This is a genomic window from Priestia sp. JV24 (assembly GCF_025910025.1).
Taxonomy (GTDB): domain Bacteria; phylum Bacillota; class Bacilli; order Bacillales; family Bacillaceae_H; genus Priestia; species Priestia megaterium.
The window spans coordinates 50497-72124 of sequence record NZ_JAPCIN010000010.1; the positions used below are offsets into that span (position 1 = coordinate 50497).

General features: G+C 38.9%; 20 protein-coding genes. 16 read left to right on the forward strand and 4 right to left on the reverse strand.

The window, feature by feature from the left end:
• Window position 1 precedes the first annotated feature (1 nt).
• The 11 genes from argC (at window position 2) to OK414_RS03200 (ending at window position 13694) form a co-directional block, all read left to right on the forward strand.
• Complete coding sequence (gene argC / locus OK414_RS03150; protein WP_047931018.1) at window positions 2-1045, forward strand: N-acetyl-gamma-glutamyl-phosphate reductase; 1044 nt, start codon at window positions 2-4, stop codon at window positions 1043-1045.
• Between the two features lie 46 nt (window positions 1046-1091).
• Window positions 1092-2327, forward strand: a complete 1236-nt coding sequence (argJ, locus tag OK414_RS03155; protein ID WP_034654411.1) for a bifunctional ornithine acetyltransferase/N-acetylglutamate synthase — start codon at window positions 1092-1094, stop codon at window positions 2325-2327.
• Between the two features lie 12 nt (window positions 2328-2339).
• Entirely contained in the window at window positions 2340-3164 is an 825-nt protein-coding gene (gene argB, locus OK414_RS03160) for an acetylglutamate kinase (RefSeq protein ID WP_013081733.1), read from the forward strand.
• Window positions 3130-4284 (forward strand): acetylornithine transaminase, encoded by a 1155-nt coding sequence (locus OK414_RS03165; protein WP_016763026.1) that lies wholly within the window; start codon window positions 3130-3132, stop codon window positions 4282-4284. Before argB ends, OK414_RS03165 begins: the two co-directional genes overlap by 35 nt.
• 70 nt (window positions 4285-4354) lie before the next feature.
• Window positions 4355-5428 carry a carbamoyl phosphate synthase small subunit gene (locus OK414_RS03170; protein ID WP_016763027.1) on the forward strand — a complete coding sequence of 358 codons (1074 nt, stop codon included), beginning with the start codon at window positions 4355-4357 and terminating at the stop codon, window positions 5426-5428.
• Window positions 5421-8531 carry a carbamoyl phosphate synthase large subunit gene (locus tag OK414_RS03175; RefSeq protein ID WP_263045738.1) on the forward strand — a complete coding sequence of 1037 codons (3111 nt, stop codon included), beginning with the start codon at window positions 5421-5423 and terminating at the stop codon, window positions 8529-8531. Before OK414_RS03170 ends, OK414_RS03175 begins: the two co-directional genes overlap by 8 nt.
• Window positions 8528-9478, forward strand: coding sequence for an ornithine carbamoyltransferase (argF, locus tag OK414_RS03180; protein ID WP_034654407.1), 951 nt, complete (start codon window positions 8528-8530; stop codon window positions 9476-9478). Before OK414_RS03175 ends, argF begins: the two co-directional genes overlap by 4 nt.
• A 103-nt stretch (window positions 9479-9581) precedes the next feature.
• Complete coding sequence (locus tag OK414_RS03185) at window positions 9582-10226, forward strand: SDR family oxidoreductase (protein WP_016763030.1); 645 nt, start codon at window positions 9582-9584, stop codon at window positions 10224-10226.
• A gap of 129 nt (window positions 10227-10355) precedes the next feature.
• Window positions 10356-10535, forward strand: a complete 180-nt coding sequence (locus OK414_RS03190) for a YjzC family protein (protein WP_013055394.1) — start codon at window positions 10356-10358, stop codon at window positions 10533-10535.
• A 114-nt stretch (window positions 10536-10649) separates the two neighbouring features.
• Window positions 10650-13253, forward strand: coding sequence for an ATP-dependent chaperone ClpB (gene clpB / locus OK414_RS03195; RefSeq protein ID WP_034654405.1), 2604 nt, complete (start codon window positions 10650-10652; stop codon window positions 13251-13253).
• Between the two features lie 189 nt (window positions 13254-13442).
• Complete coding sequence (locus OK414_RS03200) at window positions 13443-13694, forward strand: hypothetical protein (protein ID WP_014461601.1); 252 nt, start codon at window positions 13443-13445, stop codon at window positions 13692-13694.
• 28 nt (window positions 13695-13722) lie between these two features.
• On the opposite strand, the gene OK414_RS03205 is transcribed toward OK414_RS03200, so the two are convergent.
• Complete coding sequence (locus tag OK414_RS03205; protein ID WP_263045737.1) at window positions 13723-14616, reverse strand: AraC family transcriptional regulator; 894 nt, start codon at window positions 14614-14616, stop codon at window positions 13723-13725.
• Window positions 14617-14954: 338 nt separating this feature from the next.
• Between OK414_RS03205 and OK414_RS03210 the strand changes: the two genes are divergently transcribed.
• Both OK414_RS03210 and galT read left to right on the forward strand, forming a co-directional pair.
• Complete coding sequence (locus OK414_RS03210) at window positions 14955-16232, forward strand: galactokinase (protein WP_263045736.1); 1278 nt, start codon at window positions 14955-14957, stop codon at window positions 16230-16232.
• On the forward strand, window positions 16166-17689 hold the full coding sequence (gene galT, locus OK414_RS03215) for a UDP-glucose--hexose-1-phosphate uridylyltransferase (RefSeq protein ID WP_263045735.1): 1524 nt from the start codon (window positions 16166-16168) through the stop codon (window positions 17687-17689). Before OK414_RS03210 ends, galT begins: the two co-directional genes overlap by 67 nt.
• 42 nt (window positions 17690-17731) lie before the next feature.
• Here the strand turns inward: galT and OK414_RS03220 are convergent, their stop codons facing one another.
• Together OK414_RS03220 and OK414_RS03225 are read right to left on the reverse strand one after the other, a co-directional pair.
• On the reverse strand, window positions 17732-18616 hold the full coding sequence (locus tag OK414_RS03220) for an NAD(P)-dependent oxidoreductase (protein ID WP_034654398.1): 885 nt from the start codon (window positions 18614-18616) through the stop codon (window positions 17732-17734).
• A gap of 202 nt (window positions 18617-18818) precedes the next feature.
• On the reverse strand, window positions 18819-19007 hold the full coding sequence (locus OK414_RS03225; protein ID WP_013055400.1) for a YjzD family protein: 189 nt from the start codon (window positions 19005-19007) through the stop codon (window positions 18819-18821).
• 209 nt (window positions 19008-19216) lie between these two features.
• Between OK414_RS03225 and OK414_RS03230 the strand changes: the two genes are divergently transcribed.
• The 3 genes from OK414_RS03230 (at window position 19217) to OK414_RS03240 (ending at window position 21295) form a co-directional block, all read left to right on the forward strand.
• A complete protein-coding gene (locus OK414_RS03230) occupies window positions 19217-19957 on the forward strand; it encodes a hypothetical protein (RefSeq protein ID WP_013081744.1) in 741 nt (246 codons plus the stop codon).
• A 181-nt stretch (window positions 19958-20138) separates the two neighbouring features.
• Window positions 20139-21023, forward strand: a complete 885-nt coding sequence (locus OK414_RS03235; RefSeq protein ID WP_034654396.1) for an NAD-dependent epimerase/dehydratase family protein — start codon at window positions 20139-20141, stop codon at window positions 21021-21023.
• A gap of 77 nt (window positions 21024-21100) precedes the next feature.
• Window positions 21101-21295: a ComZ family protein gene (locus tag OK414_RS03240; RefSeq protein WP_013081746.1), complete on the forward strand. Its 195-nt coding sequence runs from the start codon at window positions 21101-21103 to the stop codon at window positions 21293-21295.
• 28 nt (window positions 21296-21323) lie between these two features.
• On the opposite strand, the gene OK414_RS03245 is transcribed toward OK414_RS03240, so the two are convergent.
• Window positions 21324-21524 carry a hypothetical protein gene (locus OK414_RS03245; protein WP_016763038.1) on the reverse strand — a complete coding sequence of 67 codons (201 nt, stop codon included), beginning with the start codon at window positions 21522-21524 and terminating at the stop codon, window positions 21324-21326.
• Window positions 21525-21628: the final 104 nt, after the last annotated feature.

Consider the following 21628-nt stretch of genomic DNA (forward strand, 5'->3'; position numbering starts at 1 on the left):
AATGAAAGAATACAAGGTAGGAATTGTTGGAGCAACAGGGTATGGAGGAGTAGAACTGATTCGTTTGTTAGCGAATCACCCACATTTTCATGTTTATGCAGTTTATTCATCCTCTCAGGATGGGATGGAACTAGCAGAAGTTTATCCTCACCTTTCTAATACTGTATATACACTGCAAGATATAAACCCTAAGAAGATGGCTGAAGAATTAGATTTAGTGTTTACAGCAACTCCGTCCGGTGTTTCTAGCAAACTTGTACCTCAATTAATAGAAGAAGGAATAAAAGTGGTAGATCTATCTGGAGATTTTAGATTAAAAACAGAAGCGCTTTATGAAAAATGGTACAAAAAGCCTGCTGCGGATGGAATATTTTTGCATCAGTCTGTGTATGGATTATCAGAATGGTTTGCAGACGAAGTTGAAAGCAGTACGTTCGTTGCGAATCCGGGTTGTTATCCAACAGCTACACTGCTTGGGTTAGCTCCCCTTGTTAGTAAACAAATGGTGAAATCAAACTCTATTATCATTGATGCAAAGTCCGGGATCTCAGGAGCAGGACGCGGTCTTTCGCAAATGGCTCATTATGCTGAAATCAATGAAAATATGAAAATATACAAAGTTAATCAACATCAGCATATCCCAGAAATCGAATCTATTTTAGAAAAGTGGGATGAAGAAATTGGCCACGTTACGTTCAGTACGCACTTAGTTCCAATGACGCGAGGGATTATGAGTACAATATACGCTGAACTTTCTGAAGAAAGCTCAGTACAAGAGCTTCATCAGCTATATGTAGATACATATCAAAACTCCCCGTTCGTTCGCGTTCGAAAAGCTGGTGAATTTCCGTCTACTAAAGAAGTAAGTGCATCAAATTATTGCGATATCGGTGTTGCATTTGACGAACGAACAAAGCGTGTCACGATTGTTTCTGTCATTGATAACTTAGTTAAAGGGGCAGCCGGCCAGGCCATTCAAAATGCCAATATCATGATGGGATTTGAACAGCAAGCGGGTATCGGGCTACTGCCTGTCTTCCCATAAAGTCAACAGCATCACTAATCACGATAAAAGCAGGAGGGAACGTATAGTGATTACGGTTAAACAAACGAAAGAAAAGATAAAGAAAATAGAGAACGGTACAATTGTAACGCCGCTAGGTTTTTCAGCAGACGGCGTTCACGCTGGTTTACGTTATGCTAAAAAAGATTTAGGAGTTATTGTAAGCGATGTGCCAGCTAATTGCGCAGCTGTTTACACGCTTAACGCCTTCCAAGCGGCGCCTTTAGCTGTTACAAAAGAAAGTGTAGCGGTGGAGCAGAAGCTGCAAGCGATCGTTGTGAACAGCGCATGTGCAAATGCATGTACTGGAGAACAAGGATTAAAAGATGCATACCAAATGCGAAATACATGTGCAAAAAAGCTTAATATCCTACCTCATCATGTAGCGGTAGCTTCTACAGGCGTAATTGGAGAGCTTCTAGATATGGAAAAAATCGTGAAAGGCATTGGGTTGTTAAGTCCCTCGTCGAACAAAGAAAAAGCAGAAGAATTTCAAACGGCTATTTTAACAACAGATACAGTGATGAAATCAGCTTGCTATGAAACAAAAATTGACGGCAAAGTAGTCACCATTGGCGGCACAGCGAAAGGATCAGGCATGATTCACCCAAATATGGCTACGATGCTTAGCTTTATCACAACGGATGCTAAGGTTGAAGCTTCAGTGCTACAAGATGCGCTAGGTTCTATTACAAATAAAAGCTTTAATCAAATTACAGTGGATGGTGATACGTCCACCAACGATATGGTTGTTGTTTTAGCAAATGGAAAAGCTGATCACCAGTCGCTTACACCAGATCATCCTGAATGGAATTCGTTTTATGAAGCACTGCGCTTGACGTGTGAAGATTTAGCCAAACAAATTGCACGCGACGGTGAAGGAGCAACAAAACTAATTGAAGTAAACGTATCTGGTGCTCATACAAACGAAGAAGCAAATGTGATTGCTAAACAAATTGTGGGCTCGAACCTAGTGAAAACGGCCATGTATGGAGCCGATGCTAATTGGGGACGAATTATTTGTTCAGTTGGATACAGCGGAGTAGCGCTTAATCCAGAAACAGTGAACGTTTCGTTAGGCAATATCCAGATGTTAGAAAACAGTCAGCCTGTTTCATTTAGTGAAGAAGAGGCAAAGGCTTATTTAGAAAATGATACGGTCGAAGTCTATGTGGACTTACAGCAGGGAAGCGGGATCGGCAAAGCGTGGGGCTGCGATTTGACTTACGATTATGTCAAAATCAATGCCAGTTATCGAACGTAAGGAGAGAGTGAAATGAGCAATGAAAAAATCGTCGTTGTAAAATGCGGAGGCAGCATTGTCAACCAGTTAACAAGCGCTTTTTTTGAAAGCATTCAGCAGTTAAAAGCAAATGGATATCAGATCATTGTTGTGCACGGAGGCGGACCTGATATTCAAGATACGCTTACCAAACTTCACATTGAAACGGAATTTGTAGATGGGCTTCGAAAAACGTCCAAAGAAGCATTAGAAGTTGTGACGATGGTATTAGCAGGCAAGGTTAATAAGCAGCTTGTAAAAGATCTACAAAAATCGAACTTAAAAGCGGTAGGACTATCAGGAATTGATGGATTATTGCTTAAAGCAGAGGCAATTGATGTGGAACGTCTAGGTTACGTTGGAGAAGTAAAAGGCGTAAACGATACATTATTAAAACAACTAACTGACAGTAAGTATATTCCAGTTGTTTCTTCCATTGGAGCAGATGAAGAAGGTAATAGCTATAATATTAATGCTGACGTGGCAGCCGGAGCCGTTGCACAAGCAGTAAATGCTGAAAAGCTGATGTTTGTAACGGATGTAAAAGGTGTGTTAAAGGATGGAGCATTGCTTCCTGAGCTTACAAAGTCAGAGATTGATGCACTTATTGAAGAAAAAGTAATTTATGGCGGAATGATTCCGAAAGTAACATCAGCGGTAAATGCGTTATCTCCTTTGCTTGAAGAAGTTCATATTATTAGCGGAACTGATGGATTTTTAGATAAGGAAGGAAAGCTGATTGGTACAGCAATTAAATATAGTGGAAAAGGTGGAGAAGATAGCGATGAGTTCATTGTTTCCAACATATCAACGGTTTGATATCCATGTGGAAGAGGCGCAAGGAACAAAATTAATAGATAACAAAGGAAATGAGTATTTAGATTTTATTTCAGGTATCGCTGTTTGTAACGTAGGTCATCGTCATCCTGATGTTCAAAAAGCGGTCGAAGAGCAGTTAAATAAAGTGTGGCACGTGTCAAATTTATTTCATCAATCGATTCAAGAAGACGTAGCAGGTAAGCTTGTGGAACGCTCAAACGGTGATGCAGTATTTTTCTGTAACAGCGGTGCAGAAGCCAACGAAGCGGCGATTAAATTAGCGCGCAAGTACACACAAAAACACAAAATTATTACGTTTACAAAATCATTTCATGGACGTACATTTGCTACAATGACAGCTACAGGGCAGGCAAAAATTCATGATGGCTTCGGTCCTCTTGTTAATGAGTTTGTTTACGTGCCATACAATGATGAAGAAGCATTAAAACAAGAAATGGACGACAGCGTAGCAGCAATTATGGTTGAAGTCATTCAAGGAGAAGGCGGAGTGGTTCCAGGAACCGAAGCATTTTTATTAACCATTCAAGAGCTATGTAAAAAGCACGAAGCACTGTTTATAGTTGACGAAGTGCAAACTGGAATCGGCAGAACTGGAAAACCATTTGCTTATCAGCATTTTAACGTTTCACCAGATATTATTACAGCAGCTAAAGGATTAGGAAGCGGAATGCCGGTTGGTGCGATGATTGGCAAAGGCTATCTCAAAGAAGCATTTGGACCTGGTACTCACGGAACAACCTTTGGAGGAAACCCAATTGCACTAGCTTCAGCCAAAGCAACCTTAAACATTATTTTTAATGAAGCATTTTTGGCAGAGGTTACAGAAAAAAGCCTTTATTTTACCAATGCTTTGAAAAATAGCGTAGCAGATTATTCATTTGTAACCGATGTTCGTGGAAAAGGTTTTATGATTGGAATTGAATGCGGAGAACATCAGTCAGCATTGCTTGCAGCTATGCGTGAAAAAGGATTGCTAGCACTGGGAGCAGGACCGCATGTAGTACGATTGCTGCCGCCTTTAACTGTAACAAAAGAAGAGTTGGACCAAGCGATTCATATCATTGAAGAAGCGTTTAGCCAAACAAAAATTACTTCATAATACAAATTTTTTTGAATATGTTTGTATAAAAATTCTGTTTTATAAATAATTATTCGAAGAGGGATGCACAATGAACGGATATTTACACTTAGCAAACGGCGATTCGTTCGCCGGACACATTGAACATACAGCAACGCACCAGGCAGAAGGAGAAATTGTTTTCTTTACTGGAATGACTGGTTATCAAGAAGTTGTGACTGATCCATCTTACAAAGATCAAATTATCGTCTTTACGTACCCTTTGATTGGGAACTATGGTATCAATGAAAAAGATTATGAAAGCAAAAAGCCTCACGTAGCAGGCGTTGTCGTATACGAATGTTCAGATGAAGGGTTCCATTACGAAGCGATGTACAGCTTTAAACAATATTTAAAGAAATGGAACATTCCGCTTATTACACATGTGGATACGAGAGCGGTCGTAAAACGAATTCGAAAAGAAGGTACGATGCAATCTGCCTTTTCGACATCTGCTGAACCACCAGCATTTACTGCTGAATGCGATGGATATGTAGTAAAAGAAGTATCAACAAAAGAGCCTGTTACTTACGGGAACGGTGAAAAACACGTTGTATTAATGGACTTTGGCTATAAAAAATCAATTTTACAAGAGCTGTTAAATCGAGGCTGCAAAGTAACAGTTGTTCCTTATTCTACAAGCTCTTCAAAAGTAAAAGAGCTGCAGCCGGATGGCATTGTCTTATCAAACGGACCTGGAGATCCAACCCAAGTGAGCAGTCAGCTGGATGAATTAAAAGAAATTATTTCATCGTATCCAACTTTGGGAATTTGCTTTGGACATCAGTTAATTGGGCTTGCTTTTGGGGCACAAACCAAAAAGCTGGCGTTCGGTCACCGAGGAGCTAATCAGCCTGTAATTGATTTAACGAATAACAAAGTGTGTATGACGTCTCAAAACCATAGCTATGTCGTAGATGAACAGACGATTACGTCTACGCCATTAAACGTTCGATTTAAAAATGTGAATGACGGATCGGTTGAAGGTTTAATGCATAAAGACCTTCCTGTTATGTCGGTTCAATATCATCCAGAAGCACATCCTGGACCAAGTGACAGCACGTATATCTTTGATGAATTTATGACGAAAGTACAGCAAGTAGGGAGCGGAAAAGTATATGCCTAAAGACCAAACGTTAAAAAAGATTTTAGTAATCGGATCAGGACCAATCGTAATCGGGCAAGCAGCAGAATTTGATTATTCAGGAACTCAGGCATGCTTGTCATTAAAAGAAGAAGGTTATGAAGTTATCTTAATCAATAATAATCCAGCTACAATTATGACGGACACTCACGTAGCAGACCGAATCTATTTTGAACCATTAACAGTAGACTGCGTAGAGAAAATTATTGCAAAAGAAAAGCCGGACGGTTTGTTAGCAACATTAGGTGGACAGACGGGTTTAAACTTAGCACTTGAGCTTCATGAACAAAACATTTTGCCAAAATATGATGTGAAACTTTTAGGAACGCCGATTGAATCAATCAAAAAAGGTGAAAGTCGTGAAGAGTTCCGCGCATTGATGAATGAACTGAATGAACCGGTGCCGGAAAGTGAAGTTGTTACAAAAGTAGAAGAAGCGTTAGCTTTTGCCAAGAAAATTGGTTTTCCTGTTATTGTACGTCCTGCTTATACGCTAGGCGGAACGGGCGGAGGAATTGCTCATTCTATGGAAGAGCTTGAAAAGCTTTCAGCGTCAGGTTTGCGTGAAAGTGCTATTACTCAGTGCTTAATTGAAAAAAGCATCGCCGGATTTAAAGAGGTTGAGTACGAGGTTATGCGTGACGTAAACAATACGTGCATCACAATTTGTAATATGGAGAACATCGATCCCGTAGGCGTCCATACTGGAGATTCGGTGGTCGTTGCTCCTTCTCAAACACTAACAGACGTGGAATATCAAATGCTTCGCTCTGCTTCAGTTAAAATTATTTCATCGCTTGGCATTATTGGGGGTTGCAACATTCAGTTTGCGCTTGATCCAAAAAGCAAGCAGTACTATTTAATTGAAGTAAATCCGCGTGTGAGCCGTTCGTCTGCTCTTGCATCAAAAGCAACTGGCTATCCGATTGCCAAAATTGCTGCAAAGCTATCGGTAGGCTACACGCTTCATGAATTATTAAATCCTGTGACAGGAGACACGTATGCAAGCTTTGAACCTGCTCTTGACTATGTAGTAGTGAAATTTCCAAGATGGCCGTTTGACAAGTTTTTCTACGCTGAAAGAACGCTTGGTACGCAAATGAAAGCAACTGGAGAAGTAATGGCTATTGACCGTAACTTTACACGTAGCTTCCAAAAAGCATTATCTTCTTTAGAAATTGACTTACAAGGATTAGAAGTAGAAGAACTGCAAGAACTTTCAACGGATGAATTAAAAAGCAGGCTAGGCGAACAAAGCGAGGAGCGTATTTTTGTTATCCTTGAGCTTTTACGCCGCGGCACAACGCCTGAGTATATCCATGAAGTAACACAAATTGATTATTTCTATTTAACACACTTTGCACAGCTGATTAAAATGGAAGCATCTTTAAAAGAAGTACGTTTTGATTCGATTACAGCTGAACAATTCAAGCAAGTGAAGGAACATGGTTTTACAGATGCGTATCTAGCAGACCTATGGAATGTGCCAGAACTTGAGGTAAGAGCGAAACGTAAAGCACTACATATTACGCCAAGCTATAAAATGGTGGATACATGTGCAGCGGAGTTTGAATCTTCAACGGCGTATTTCTACTCTAGTTACTACGGCGAAAGTGAGATTGAACCATCAACGAATAAAAAAGTTGCGATTATCGGTTCTGGACCAATTCGTATCGGGCAAGGAGTAGAGTTCGACTACAGCTCTGTACACGGTGTGCTAGCTCTTGAAAAAGAAGGATACGAAACGATTTTAATTAACAATAATCCAGAAACGGTAAGTACAGATTTTGAAGTAGCAGATCGCTTATATTTTGAACCTGTAACAGTAGAGGACGTATTAAATGTTCTTGATGCTGAAAATGTGACGGATGTAATTGTTCAATACGGAGGTCAAACGGCTATTTCGCTTGTTAAAGGTCTAGAAGAAGCTGGCGTTAATTTACTAGGGATTACAAATGATGTCATTGATGCACTTGAAGATCGTGACCTGTTTTATAAGCTCTTAGATGACTGTGATATTCCGCATATCCCAGGTGAAATGGCGAAGGACGCGAAAGAACTTGTAAAAAAAGCAAAAGATATGGGCTTCCCATTACTTATTCGTCCTTCTTACGTGATTGGCGGAAAAGGAATGCTGACAATTCAAAACGAAACGGAGCTGCAGGCTTGTTTACCGGCTATTAAAGCGTCTCATTTCCCAATGCTTATTGATGCTTACTTCCCGGGAAAAGAAGCAGAAGTTGACGTGGTAGCAGATGGAAAAGATGTGTTGATTCCGACAATCGTTGAACATATTGAAAAAGCCGGCGTTCATTCAGGAGACAGCTATGCGCTTTTACCAGCAAAAACAGTAAAAGCAGCGCATAAAGAAAAAATGGTGAGCTACGCTCAAAAAATTGTAAACAAACTTCAATATAAAGGGATTATGAATATCCAATATGTTATTTACAACGATGAAGTCTACATGCTGGAAGTTAATCCGCGTGCCAGCCGTACAGTGCCTGTAGTAAGCAAAGTGTGCAACACGCCGCTTGTTTCGCTATCAACTCAAATATTGCTTGGGAAATCATTGTCGGAAATTAGTGAAAAGCTAGGTTTATTGCCGGATCCGGCTTACACAACTATCAAGTTTCCAGTGTTTTCGACAAGTAAATTATCAGGAGTTGATCCACTTGTTGGACCAGAAATGAAGTCAACTGGTGAAGGAATTGCGATTTCTTCAACGATTGAAGAAGCAGCAAAAAAAGTATTCCATCAGTATGTGTTAAGTAAAAAAGGTGCTGCAGAAGTGTATATCAACGGAGAGGCGCAGGGCCTTGAAGAGCTTGCGCAAAGCGCGGGATTAACTCTTGTTAAAGATAAAGAAGTTAGTGAATGGGTGAAAACGAAAGAAGCTTTATTATATGTAAGTTTACAGCCTGAAGATAAAGAAAGCCGTATGTCAGCATTAAAACACGGTTTAATGGTTATGACGGAGGCAGAAACGGCTTCGCTATTTTTCCAATCGTTCCAAGTCGATGAATATCACGTTTCATCACTGCAAGAATGGTTTCAAAAAACTAAAAAGGAAGTGACAGTATCATGAGTACAGTCTCGGTAAATACGAATTTAAAAGGAAAAGATTTGCTTACACTTAAAGATTTATCATCAGACGATATTATGTCACTTTTAGAAAGCGCCATTGAACTGAAAGAAAAGCATAAAAATGGTGAAATCGTAACATCGTTAAAAGGAAAAACGCTGGGGCTCATTTTTGAAAAATCTTCAACAAGAACAAGAGTCTCATTTGAAGCGGGAATGATGCAGCTTGGAGGAAACGCCCTCTTTTTAAGCAGCCAAGATTTACAGATTGGACGCGGAGAAACGATTGCTGATACAGCACGCGTACTATCTGAATTCATCGATGCTATAATGATTCGTACGTTTGAACACAGCAAGATCGAAGAGCTTGCAGATTACGCATCCATTCCCGTTATTAATGGTTTGACAGATGATTATCATCCTTGTCAGGCTCTAGCTGATTTATTAACGATCTACGAGCACAAGAAATCATTTGAAGGGCTAAAAGTAGCGTATGTTGGAGACGGAAATAATGTAGCGCATTCGTTAATGATTGCCTGTGCAAAAATGGGGATAGATATTTCAATTGGATGCCCTGATGGATATGAGCCAAAAGACTTTGTAACAGCTTATGTTCATGAAATAGCTGCTACAACAGGTGCGAAGGTTACGATTACAAAAGATCCTATAGAAGCTGTGAAAAATGCCGATGCTATTTATGCAGACGTATGGACAAGTATGGGACAGGAAGAAGAAGCACAGCAACGCTTGAAAATATTTGCTCCTTATCAAGTAAATGAAGAACTAGCTTCCTATGCTAAGTCAGACTATTTATTTCTGCACTGTTTGCCTGCGCATCGTGAAGAAGAAGTAACAGCAAGCGTTATTGACGGACCAAATTCTGTTGTTTTTCAGCAGGCTGGAAATCGTATGCATGTACAAAAAGCTTTGCTGCAAGCCATTTTAGCTTAAGAGAAAAACCCTTTCTGAGAATAGCAGAAGGGGTTTTTTGTTTAAAGGGAATTAATTGTGGGAACATCAACTGTATACTAAACAGAACGAAAGGTGATTTATGATGAAAGTATTAGTTGTTGGAGCAAACGGAACAACGGGAAAACAAGTGGTAGAAAAAGTTGCAAACAGCAAGCATCACGAAGCTTATGCGATGATTCGCGACGAAAAGCAAGCAGACGCGTTAAAGAAGCTGGGTGCCAACGTTGTGCTTGGTGACTTGGAGCAAGATGTTTCAGATGCTTTAAAAGGTATGGACGCTGTCATATTTGCAGCAGGTTCTGGAGGACATACGGGAGACGAAAAAACAATCGCTGTGGATCAAAACGGCGCTAAAAATATCATTGATGAAGCAAAAAATCAAGGTGCAAAGCGCTTTGTTATGTTAAGTTCAATGGGAACAGATGCACCTGAACAAGGACCAGAAGGCTTACAGCTTTACCTGCGTGCGAAAGCGATAGCGGATGAATACTTAAAGCAGTCTAATCTACAGTATACAATTGTACGACCAGGAACTTTATCGAATGATCAAGCTACTGGGAAAATTGATATCAATAATGATATTGAAGATAAATCTCAGACGATTCCCCGAGCAGATGTAGCAGCCGTGCTTGTAGAATGTCTAAACGAAGAAGCTACGATAGGAAAAACGTTTGAAATGCTAGCTGGAGAAACTGAAATCGAACAAGCTATCAAATTTACTCATTAATATAAAAGGGCGGATCTAAAGGTCTGCTCTTTTTCTCTGCCTAATATGAAAACATCTCCATTATGAAACAGAAATCTTAAGGGAATAGTATAGGAGAACATTTCATTTCAGGAATGAGGAGGCAGGACAATGGGACAAAATCGTCATTTCACACCGGGTCAAAAAGCTCCTAATAACGGAGTGTATATTGAAATTGGTGAAACAGGAAGTAACGTAAATAATCCTCAAAAGGTTAAATTAAAAGCAGGAGAGCGTTTTCCAGAGACGGCCAACGATGATCGCCACTGGACGTACATGCGTAAGCCTTAAATAGTAAAAAATAAAGAAGCCATTCTAAATTGAATGGCTTTACTTGTTTTCCTATTGCTGGGTATAATGAAATAAAGGTCAATAAAGGTCAAATGTATCGAAGGAGGATGTTCAATGGATATAAATAAAATGACCCAAAAATTGCAAGAAGGCGTGATGGAAGCGCAGTCCGAAGCTATTAAACGAAATCAGCAGGAAGTGGATATTGCTCATTTGCTTTATACGCTCATTCATCAGCAAGATGGTATTGCTCCTCGCATATTAGATCATTTACATATAGATCATCAATCTTTTCAGCAGCAGGTAAATCAATTGCTTGCGAAAAAACCAGCCGTTACAGGAAGTGGTGCTGAAGCAGGGAAGGTTTATATTACGAATAAACTTCAGCAGCTGTTTGTTAAAGCTCAAGAAGAAGCATCTCGTTTGCAAGATGATTACGTTTCAGTTGAGCACATCTTTTTAGCATTAGCACAGGAACCGTCTTCTAGTGAATATGGCAAGTTATTTTCAAGTCACGGTATAACAAAAAAAGCTCTGCAAGATGTGCTTACCAGCCTTCGAGGAAATCAGCGAATTACAAGTCAAAATCCCGAAGTCACATATGAAGCGTTAGCTAAATATGGAAGAGACTTAGTAGCAGAAGTACGAGCAGGCAACATTGATCCAGTCATTGGACGAGACGGAGAAATTCGCCGCGTTATCCGCATTTTATCGCGAAAAACAAAAAACAATCCAGTTTTGATAGGAGAACCTGGCGTTGGTAAAACAGCGATTGTTGAAGGTCTAGCACAGCGTATTGTTCGCCGAGATGTGCCTGAAGGATTAAAAGATAAAACCATCTTTTCATTAGATATGGGAGCTTTAGTAGCAGGAGCGAAATTCAGGGGAGAATTTGAAGAGCGTTTAAAAGCTGTTCTTCAAGAAGTTAAGAAAAGCAACGGTCAAATTCTTTTATTCATTGACGAGCTTCATACAATCGTTGGAGCAGGCCGTACGGATGGAGCGATGGATGCAGGGAACATTTTAAAACCAATGCTTGCTAGAGGAGAACTTCACTGTATAGGAGCTACAACTCTTGATGAGTATCGTCAGTATATTGAAAAAGATCCAGCGCTTGAAAGACGCTTTCAACAGGTACTGGTTGAAGAACCTTCCGTAGAAGATACAATCTCTATTTTACGTGGTTTAAAAGAACGATTTGAAATTCATCACGGCGTGAATATTCACGACCGAGCGATTGTTTCAGCAGCGGTTATGTCTGATCGTTATATATCAGATCGCTTTTTACCTGATAAAGCAATTGATTTAATTGATGAAGCATGCGCAACTATTCGAACAGAAATTGATTCGATGCCATCAGAATTAGATGAAGTTACACGACGTGTCATGCAGCTTGAAATTGAAGAAGCGGCATTAAGTAAAGAAACAGATCAAGCAAGCATCACAAGGTTAGAGGCAATTCGAAAAGAAGTCTCTGATTTAAGAGAACGTGCAGATACAATGAAGCTGCAGTGGGAAAAAGAAAAGCAGTCGATTCAAACGGTGCAAGATGTCCGGGAGCAGCTTGAAAAAGCGAAGCGAGACCTAGAAGAAGCTGAAGGGAAATATGATTTAAATAAAGCAGCTGAACTTCGCCACGGACGCATTCCAGCTCTTGAAAAAGAACTAAAACAGCTGGAAGAAACAGCTGCTGAAAAAGCACAAGAAAACCGTTTGTTAAGAGAAGAAGTAACAGAAGAAGAAATTGCTGAAATTGTAGGAAGATGGACGGGAATTCCGGTATCAAAACTAGTTGAAGGGGAAAGAGAAAAGCTGTTGAAGCTTGAGTCAATTTTACAGCAGCGTGTGATTGGACAAGATGAAGCTGTATCCTTAGTGACGGATGCTGTGATTCGCGCACGGGCAGGCATTAAAGACCCGAACCGTCCGATTGGGTCATTTATTTTCCTAGGACCTACCGGAGTAGGAAAAACGGAGCTAGCCAAAACGCTGGCACATTCTTTATTTGACAGTGAAGAACAAATGGTTCGTATTGATATGTCTGAGTACATGGAAAAGCATGCGGTCTCTAGGCTTATAGGAGCGCCTCCTGGCTATGTAGGATACGAAGAAGGCGGCCAGCTAACGGAAGCGGTGAGACGCAAGCCTTATTCAGTCGTTTTGTTAGATGAAATTGAAAAAGCCCATCCCGAAGTATTTAATGTGCTCCTTCAAATACTAGATGATGGAAGAGCAACAGATTCAAAAGGAAAAGTCATTGATTTTAAAAATACAGTTATTATTATGACGTCGAATATCGGTTCTCAATTTTTATTAGACGGTTTAACAAGTGAAGGCGAGATTACTGAAAAAGCCAGAGAGCAAGTGATGGCTCAATTAAGACAGCATTTTCGTCCAGAATTCTTAAATCGAGTAGACGACACGATTTTATTCAAACCGCTAACTGTTCATGAAGTAAAAGGGATTATTGATAAGCTATTGGTTCAGCTTGAAAAGCGTTTATCCGATCGTCATATTTCGTTAACGTTAACAGAAGAAGCGAAAAATTATATTGCAGCCTCCGGATTTGATCCGGTATACGGAGCTCGCCCTTTAAAAAGGTTTATTCAAAAATATATTGAAACAAAAATTGCCAGAGAATTAATTGCAGGGCAAATTGAAGATTATAGTCAAGTGACAGTTGATGTAAAAGATGATGAGTTTGTTGTCAGCGTATAAGTTTTCTAAAAAGATCATTCATGATAAATTGAATGGTCTTTTTTTGCTATTAAAAGCAGCTCTTCTTTTAAAATAAATGAAAGAAAATACGTGAGAGCTAAGCGTAAAAACTTATTCAGTTTTAGGTTGTAGAATATATCTAATTCATTTATGATAATACAAAATGGGCAAAGGGGCATGAATGAGCACATGAAGGACCGTATAGAGCTTATATATGACGAAGCATACGATTTTATAGATCAGGCATTAACTAAAATAAGAGCGCTGGATAAAAATGATCTTCAAGCTGAAAATGAAGAAGTGCAGGAAAAGGCAGAACGGACAGAGTTTGCACTTCAAGCTGCACGAGATATTTTAGAAAATATGATTATCCCGGGTAAAAAATTGACTTTTATTTACGAAAAAGGTTCTGTGGTAGTAGAAATTCCCGATAAAAAATAAAAACGACTTCCTTTTATGGAAGTCGTTTTTATTTTGGCAATGCAAAGTGCTCATCAATGGATGCATCACTTTTTCGATACTGCCCGGGTGTCATATTGGTCGTTTTGCGAAATACTTTTGTTAAATAATTGGCATTTGCATAGCCGACGTTTTCAGCAATTTCTTCGATTGAGTACTTGGTTTGATGCAATAGTTCGGCCGCTTTTTGAATGCGAAGCTTCGTTAAGTATTGAATCGGCGTAATCCCAGTCGTTTGTTTGAATAACCGGCTAAAATGATAGCGAGATAAATGAGCTGCATCTGCCATTTCATCCGGACCGATTTCTTCATGATAATGATTACGGGCAAATAAAATAGAGCTAATAATACTTTCAGGCCAATCTTCTGTAAAACTGTCCATGCTTTTAATATATTGGTACAGCTCCATTACAAAGCGGTAAGATAAGCTTGAGGCATGAAATGGATCTGCTATATGTTTTTCACTTGCCCGCTTATATATTTGAGCAAGCAGCTGAACAGGTGCTGATTCAGGATGAAACCGTATTACAGGAGAGTGGGTTGACTGAATATAATCCCAGCATTTTTGTACTTCATCTCCGTATAATGTAAGAAAAATAAACTCCCAGTTTTCACTTTCCTTTGGTAAGTAATAGCGATAATTTCCAGGTATATTGACGATGAATGCTTTCCCAGCATCCACTTTATATTCATGTCCATCTATTTCAATCATTCCGTACCCAGAAACCGTGTATTGAAAAATATATTTCCCTACGTCTTTTCGCTGATTTCCGCTCCAGTTATAAAGGGGAGAGAACACTTCATCCCACCCAACAGACCATAGCTGCGCAACTTCATTTGTGCGGGATTCTAAAAACCTGTATGCGTACGTTGAATATTCTTGAGCTTGGAAATGTGAGAGCAAATTTTCACCTTCTTTTTGAAATAAAGTAGTACTTAATTCTTACTTTAACGTAATCGCTTTCATTTTTCTATAATTTTTTGAAAATATCGTGATTATTTTTAGGGGATGTCTCTAAATCTATTATTTTCATATCATTTGCAAGTCAAGGCTTACATAAAGATAACACCTTTTTGGCGTAAGAGTAGTTCATCGTCAATTCAAAAGAATCATTTTTAAAGTGATAAGCAAAAAAGTACCGATTATCAATAGTAATTTTACCATTGAGGCAAAGAAAAATGGACTTTACAATGTACATATGAATCCGTTTCCAAAAAACTACTTAAAATAGGTGATAATAAATGCTGGGAAAATTAATCGAAGAGTTCAAACAAATATTTCATTCGTCAGAAGCTATTCGCTGCTTTTTTGCGCCAGGACGTGTCAATTTAATTGGAGAACATACTGATTATAATGGAGGGCATGTTTTTCCTTGTTCATTGAGTATAGGAACGTATGCGGTAGTACAAAAACGTCATGATCGAAAAATACGTATGTACTCTAAAAACTTCTCTGAAGCAGGAGTTATTGAATCCTCTCTAGAGCAATTAACGTACAAAATCGAAGATGATTGGGGTAATTACCCAAAAGGAGTAATGGAGACCTTTAAAAAGCACGGATATGATCTTCCTTTTGGTTTTGATATCTTGTTTTTTGGCAATATTCCTAACGGAGCAGGGCTTTCATCATCAGCATCAATTGAGTTAGTCACATGCGTACTTTTAAATAAAATTTTTGAATTGAATATTGATATGATGGACCTTGTAAAAATGGCGCAGCAAGCTGAAAATGAATTTATCGGCGTAAGCTGCGGGATTATGGATCAGTTTGCAATTGGAATGGGAAAGGAAAATCAAGCCGTATTGTTAAACTGCCAAACTCTTGAATACCAGTATAGCCCGCTGCAATTAACAGATGCTGTGCTCGTTATTTCTAATACAAATAAGCGAAGAGGACTGGCAGACTCAAAATATAATGAACGCCGCATGGAGTGTGAAAGAGCGCTGTCAGATTTGCAAACGTCACTTTCTATTAATTCGCTTGGTGATTTAACCAAAGAGCAATTTGAAAAGTACAAGTTTTTGATACAAAATGAAGTAGATTGTAAGCGCGCTAAACATGCGGTATATGAAAATGAACGCACAAAAGAAGCGGTTGCTAAATTGCAAAACGGTGATTTAAAAGGGTTTGGTCAATTGATGAATGAATCGCACTGCTCACTGCGAGATGACTATGAAGTAAGTGGGAAAGAACTAGATGCTCTTGTAGAAGCAGCTTGGTTGCAAGAAGGTGTGATTGGATCACGCATGACGGGTGCAGGCTTTGGCGGCTGTACAATTAGCATCGTACAAAAAGCACAGGTTGATAGGTTTATTGAACAAGTAAGGGATACCTATTATGAGAAAACGAGTTTAGAAGCTGAATTTTATGTGGTTACCGTTGGAGAAGGAGCACGTGAACTCACATTAGAAGCAGTACAAGAGAAAACACAGATAGAGAAAGGAACGAGTGTATGTCAGTCAACATTCATGAAGAAATCACCCGACTTATTCAATATGGTTTACAAAAGAATCTATTAACAAAATGGGATATAGATGTGGTGAGAAATAAACTGCTGGAAGTGTTAAAGCTCGACGAATGTATTATAGTAGAAGTCAAAGAAGAACGTCTGGAACATCCAGCTGCTATTTTAGACAACATGCTTGATTGGGCTGCAGAAAACAATCGAATCGCCGAGAATTCTATCACGTATAGAGATTTATTCGATACCAAAATAATGGGGTGCTTTGCAAGCATGCCTTCAGAGGTTAATCGGACATTTTATGAACACTATCAGCAAAGCCCCCAAAAAGCCACAAGCTATTATTATAAGCTGTCAAAAGACATTCACTATATTCGCAGAGACCGAATTGCTAAAAACGAAAGATGGGTAACAAACACTGACTTTGGAGAACTTGAAATTACTATTAACTTATCCAAGCCGGAAAAAGATCCAAAAGCAATTGCAGCAAGCAAATCATTGAAGGAAAGCAACTATCCGCTGTGTCTGCTCTGTAAAGAAAATGCTGGTTATGCAGGTCGTATTAACCACCCAGCTCGTCAAAATCATCGGATTATTCCTGTGGAATTACAGGAAGAGCTGTGGTACATGCAGTTTTCACCTTATGTTTATTATAATGAACATGCCATTGTTTTTGCGAGTGAACATACACCCATGCATATTTCAAAGCAAACGTTTAAGCGGCTGCTTGCCTTCGTTGAACAATTTCCACATTATTTTTTAGGATCAAATGCAGATCTACCCATCGTAGGAGGATCTATTTTAACTCATGACCACTTTCAAGGCGGCTATCATGATTTTCCTATGGCTAAAGCAAAAATAAATAAATTGTTCTCTCTTAAAGCATATCCAGACGTGAAAGCTGGAATTGTTCATTGGCCGATGTCGGTCGTTCGTCTTCACAGTTCGCACCTTACACCATTAGTAGAAGCAGCGGATTTCATTTTGAAGAAATGGAAATCATATAGTGATCAAAGTGCTGATATTTTAGCTTTTACAGATCAAACTCCTCACAACACGGTCACGCCTATTGCTAGGAAAAGAGGGGATTTGTACGAATTAGATTTAGTACTGCGAAACAATCGAACAAACGGCAAACATCCAGGTGGCATTTATCATCCGCATGCAGAAGTTCATCATATCAAAAAAGAGAACATAGGTTTAATCGAAGTAATGGGGCTTGCGGTTTTACCTGGTCGTTTGAAAGACGAAATGAGTCTAGTGGCCAAAGGGTTAGTTCAGAATAACCTGAACGAGTTAGCCAGCAGACATGATCAAGTGCAAAAACACGTAAAATGGGCCGAACAAATCGAGAAAAAATATCCACATATTGAAGAGCAAAATGTCCAAAGCATTCTCCAACAAGAGCTCGGTTTGATTTTTGCAACTATCTTAGAACATGCAGGTGTGTTTAAACAAAACACTGAAGGGCAGCTCGCATTCAGTCGTTTTATGAATTCGTTAAATGAAGCGTAAATCATTAATAAAAACAGGCAGCTCATAATGAGCTGCCTGCTTTTATACAGTTAGGGCATGCTGTTTTAAAAGGGTATACAGAGCCTGTGTTCCTTTATTATCATCGCCTTGTTTTTCGAGCTGTTCATAAAGCGATTTTGCTAACTTTAGCCCTGGTGTATATAGCTCCATTTCTTCAGCTGATTCAATGGCAATTTTCATATCTTTAATAAAGTGTTTAATATAAAAACCTGGTTCGAAGTCTCCTTTAATCATGCGAGGAGCTAAATTGCTTAACGACCAGCTTCCAGCTGCTCCTGTTTCAATACTTTTTAAAACGGTGTTTGGATCTAACCCAGCTCTTTCAGCATAGAGTATCGCTTCACACACGCCCATCATATTAGAGGCAATAGCAATTTGATTGCACATTTTTGTATGTTGACCAGCACCAGAACTTCCTTGAAGAACGATATTTGTTCCCATTTTTTCAAGAATAGGCGTAACGGCAGAGAATGCTTCAGAATCCCCTCCTACCATAATCGCTAATGTTGCTTTCTGAGCCCCAATATCCCCTCCTGAAACAGGAGCGTCAAGCGCATGAATGTGCTTCTCTTTTGCTGCTTGATAAATCTCACGAGCAAGTATAGGGCTTGATGTCGTCATATCAATTGTATAGCAGCCTTTCTTTGCATTATGTATAATGCCGTCTTTGCCTAAATAAATCTCTTTTACATCGTGAGGATAGCCTACCATGGTGATAATAACATCAGATTGTTCGGCCACTTCTTGAACGGTTTCTTTCCAGTTGGCCCCTTTTTCAAGTAGTGCTTGAGCACGAGTTTTTGTTCGCGTATAAACAAGGACTTCATATCCTGCGTCAATTAAATGCCCGGCCATGCTTTGACCCATAACGCCTGTTCCGATAAAACCAATTTTTTCTTTAGTCACAGCAGTATTCACTCCTATAATTAATAGTTTGATTATTCTAAAATTATATAGTTAAAGGTTAGGATAATCAATGATTATGAATGTATATAAATGTAAAAAATAGCTTCAATCATTTGTTGTGAATACGAGTTAACGAAAGAAATTGCTGAGAAGAGCTTATGCCAAAAGATAAAAAAAGCGCTGGCTTTACAGCCAACACTTTTTAGTGATGATTATTTGCTGGTTTATTCGGTACACCCAGTTCTCCAATCAAAATTACAACTAGCGTGAAAACTACTCCAAGGATGGAAGCGGTTGCGAAACTGTAAGTACCGCCCGTCATTGCAGAGATTACGTACACTGCCATATTCATTAGTAAAAAGCCCCAAACAAAAGCCATTACGACACGCATTCTATTCACCTCGTTTACAGTACAGTTTGATTTCATTTTAGCATATAGCAGTCAAATAAGAAATTGAATTTTTTATGAATAAATAAGGGGCGTGTTCCCATGCAGAAACAAAAGAGCAATAAGTCAGAAATAGGCATTATTCTAGTGCGCTTTTTGATGGTTCTATCATACACTGTATGGAACAACTAGTAAGTTACGGAGGAAGAGCTATGATACATCGACGCTTTTTTAGCTTAGATACGCAATGGAATGTCGTACATGTCCCTGAACGACCGAATGGTTTCGGTGTGTTAGTATTGGGTGATAAAGATCATTTTGTTGAAAGTTCAACTAGCTTATGGATTCAGCACGGCGGAAGGTCACAGCTGTTGCAATGTTTACAAGATGAAGGATACACAGTATTTTATTCCAATTTATATGGCCGGCATTGGGGGTCTCCAGAAGCATATCACCTTGCAAAACAACTTTATCATTTAGTAATGAAACAAGAAATTTTAAATAAACGAATTCATATTTTAGCTGAAGGAATGGGGGCTCTGTTAGCGCTGCAGCTAATGGAAAATGACGGGAATACGTTCGTTCGATCAGCTGGTTTACTAAATCCATGTATTGATCTTCATACGCATGCAGAACATGAAAAAAACAATAAATTCTTTTATAAACAATTCACGAAGGACTTGACTCAAGCTTATAAAGTGGAGCGGAAGCAAGTATCAAAGTTAATTAAGGAGTACCCTTCTGTTACAGAATTAAAATCAACGCTGCCCGTGAAAATATGGACGGCGCCTAATGCCTCTACTCATTATCCAATTGCACACAGTAAAAAATATGAACTACATCGTGAAGAACTTCACTCTCCTATTATGCTTTCACTTTATTTACCGGAAAAAAACTATTTGTTTGAACGGTCCCTTCTCCAATTTTATAAACAGCATGAAAAAGTGTTATAAGCAAAGCTTCTATGATTATACATATCATAGGGGCTTTTTGTATAAGAGATAAAATGAAAAAAGAGTTCATGATGCTTTTACAGATGAGCTTCTTTGAAATAAGGAACGAGTGCCCTCTATAACTATAGGGATTTAAGCTTTTTGTTGAGTAAATGATGAATGAAGAATTGGAGGAAGCGATATGGGAAATGTAGTAGTAATAGGGGCAAACCGCTTTATTGGTTTTCATTTATGTATGGCTTTTTTAGACGAAGGTACAGAAGTAAAAGGGTATACACATTCTGCTCATAAAGAAGAAGATGATTTGCAGGAAGAGATGAAATTTTTCTTAGGGCGAAACGCTAATTATGCATCGACTGAAGTAGGAGAGTCATTAGATATGATTACCTCAGAAACGGATGTTGTCTACTTTACGTATTTCGATGGAGGAGACTTTTATCATCCTGATTTTTTAAGACAAGAAATGCAAAAAGCGCAGCAAGTGCTCATTCAAGCGCTTAACAAATGCCGTCAATTCAACATTCGATTTGTGTTTGTTTCTACCATGCGCGTATTTGGAGACCAGCAGCGAAAGATTGAAGAAACAACGATTCCAGAACCGGACAGTAGTGAAGGAAGGCTATACGTTCATTTTGAGCGAATGATAGAAAAATATAAAGATGATGGATGGCCCATTATAATTGTCAGAACGCCGACTCTTTACGGACCTTGGCAGCCTTTGTCAATGTGCTATTCCAAAAATATTGCCGGGTACGAAGAGGCTTTTGACATTATGGAAGGCACGGATTTTATTATTTATATTGAAGATGCCGTCAGTGCACTTAGACGCTGTAAAACTGCTGCATATTCATATGAAGTGATTCATTTAGTTGAAGAAAAGTTACAGCCTTGGAGCGCAGGAGCAAACATTACTCATATGGAGGTGAAGGAAGAAGCGGCTCAAGAAAAATATGAAATCAGCAGGAAAGCGAAAGAACTGCTGCAATTTTCTTCAAAAGTAACGGCTAAAGAAGGCATTTATCTGCAAAAAAAACATATGAGAACATTCTTTTTACCTCTTCATTAAAAGGAGAAAGTTGTACTTATAGAATAGATTCGCTAATATAAGGAGGAATAAATGTTTTTAATAAAGGAGATTTCACTATGGAAGAGCAAAATATGCAATTCATGCAAATTGCAATGAAGTACTTGCCAGAAGCAAAACAGATCTTAGATGAAACAGGCGTTGAGTTATCAATGGAACACGTACAGCCGGTATTGACATTACTAACAAAAGTAATGAACGATGCCTATGAGCTTGGCAAGCAAGATGCATTAGCTGAAAATGAAAACAACTAAAGAAAACAGCTCGGTAGAATCCGAGCTGTTATTTTTGTTTGGAAAATAAATCGACTAAAGGGGCAAACTGTTTAAGAAGAGGAGCTAGTTCTTCGACAGCGAGTACAATTTCATCGATTTGTTTAAATAATCGTTCCCACTCCTCTCGCTCTCTTTCTTCTTTTGATTTTCTGCGCCCAGCTCCAAACATAAAATCAGAAAAACCTTCATTTCTTTGTCTTCTTGCCATGATACTCATTCCTTTCACTATTTTAATGGTGGGTAAGTTCTTACTTAATGTCCCATACTAGAGTAAGAGGGTCCCGTATGATTACTATATGTAGCATGATAGAT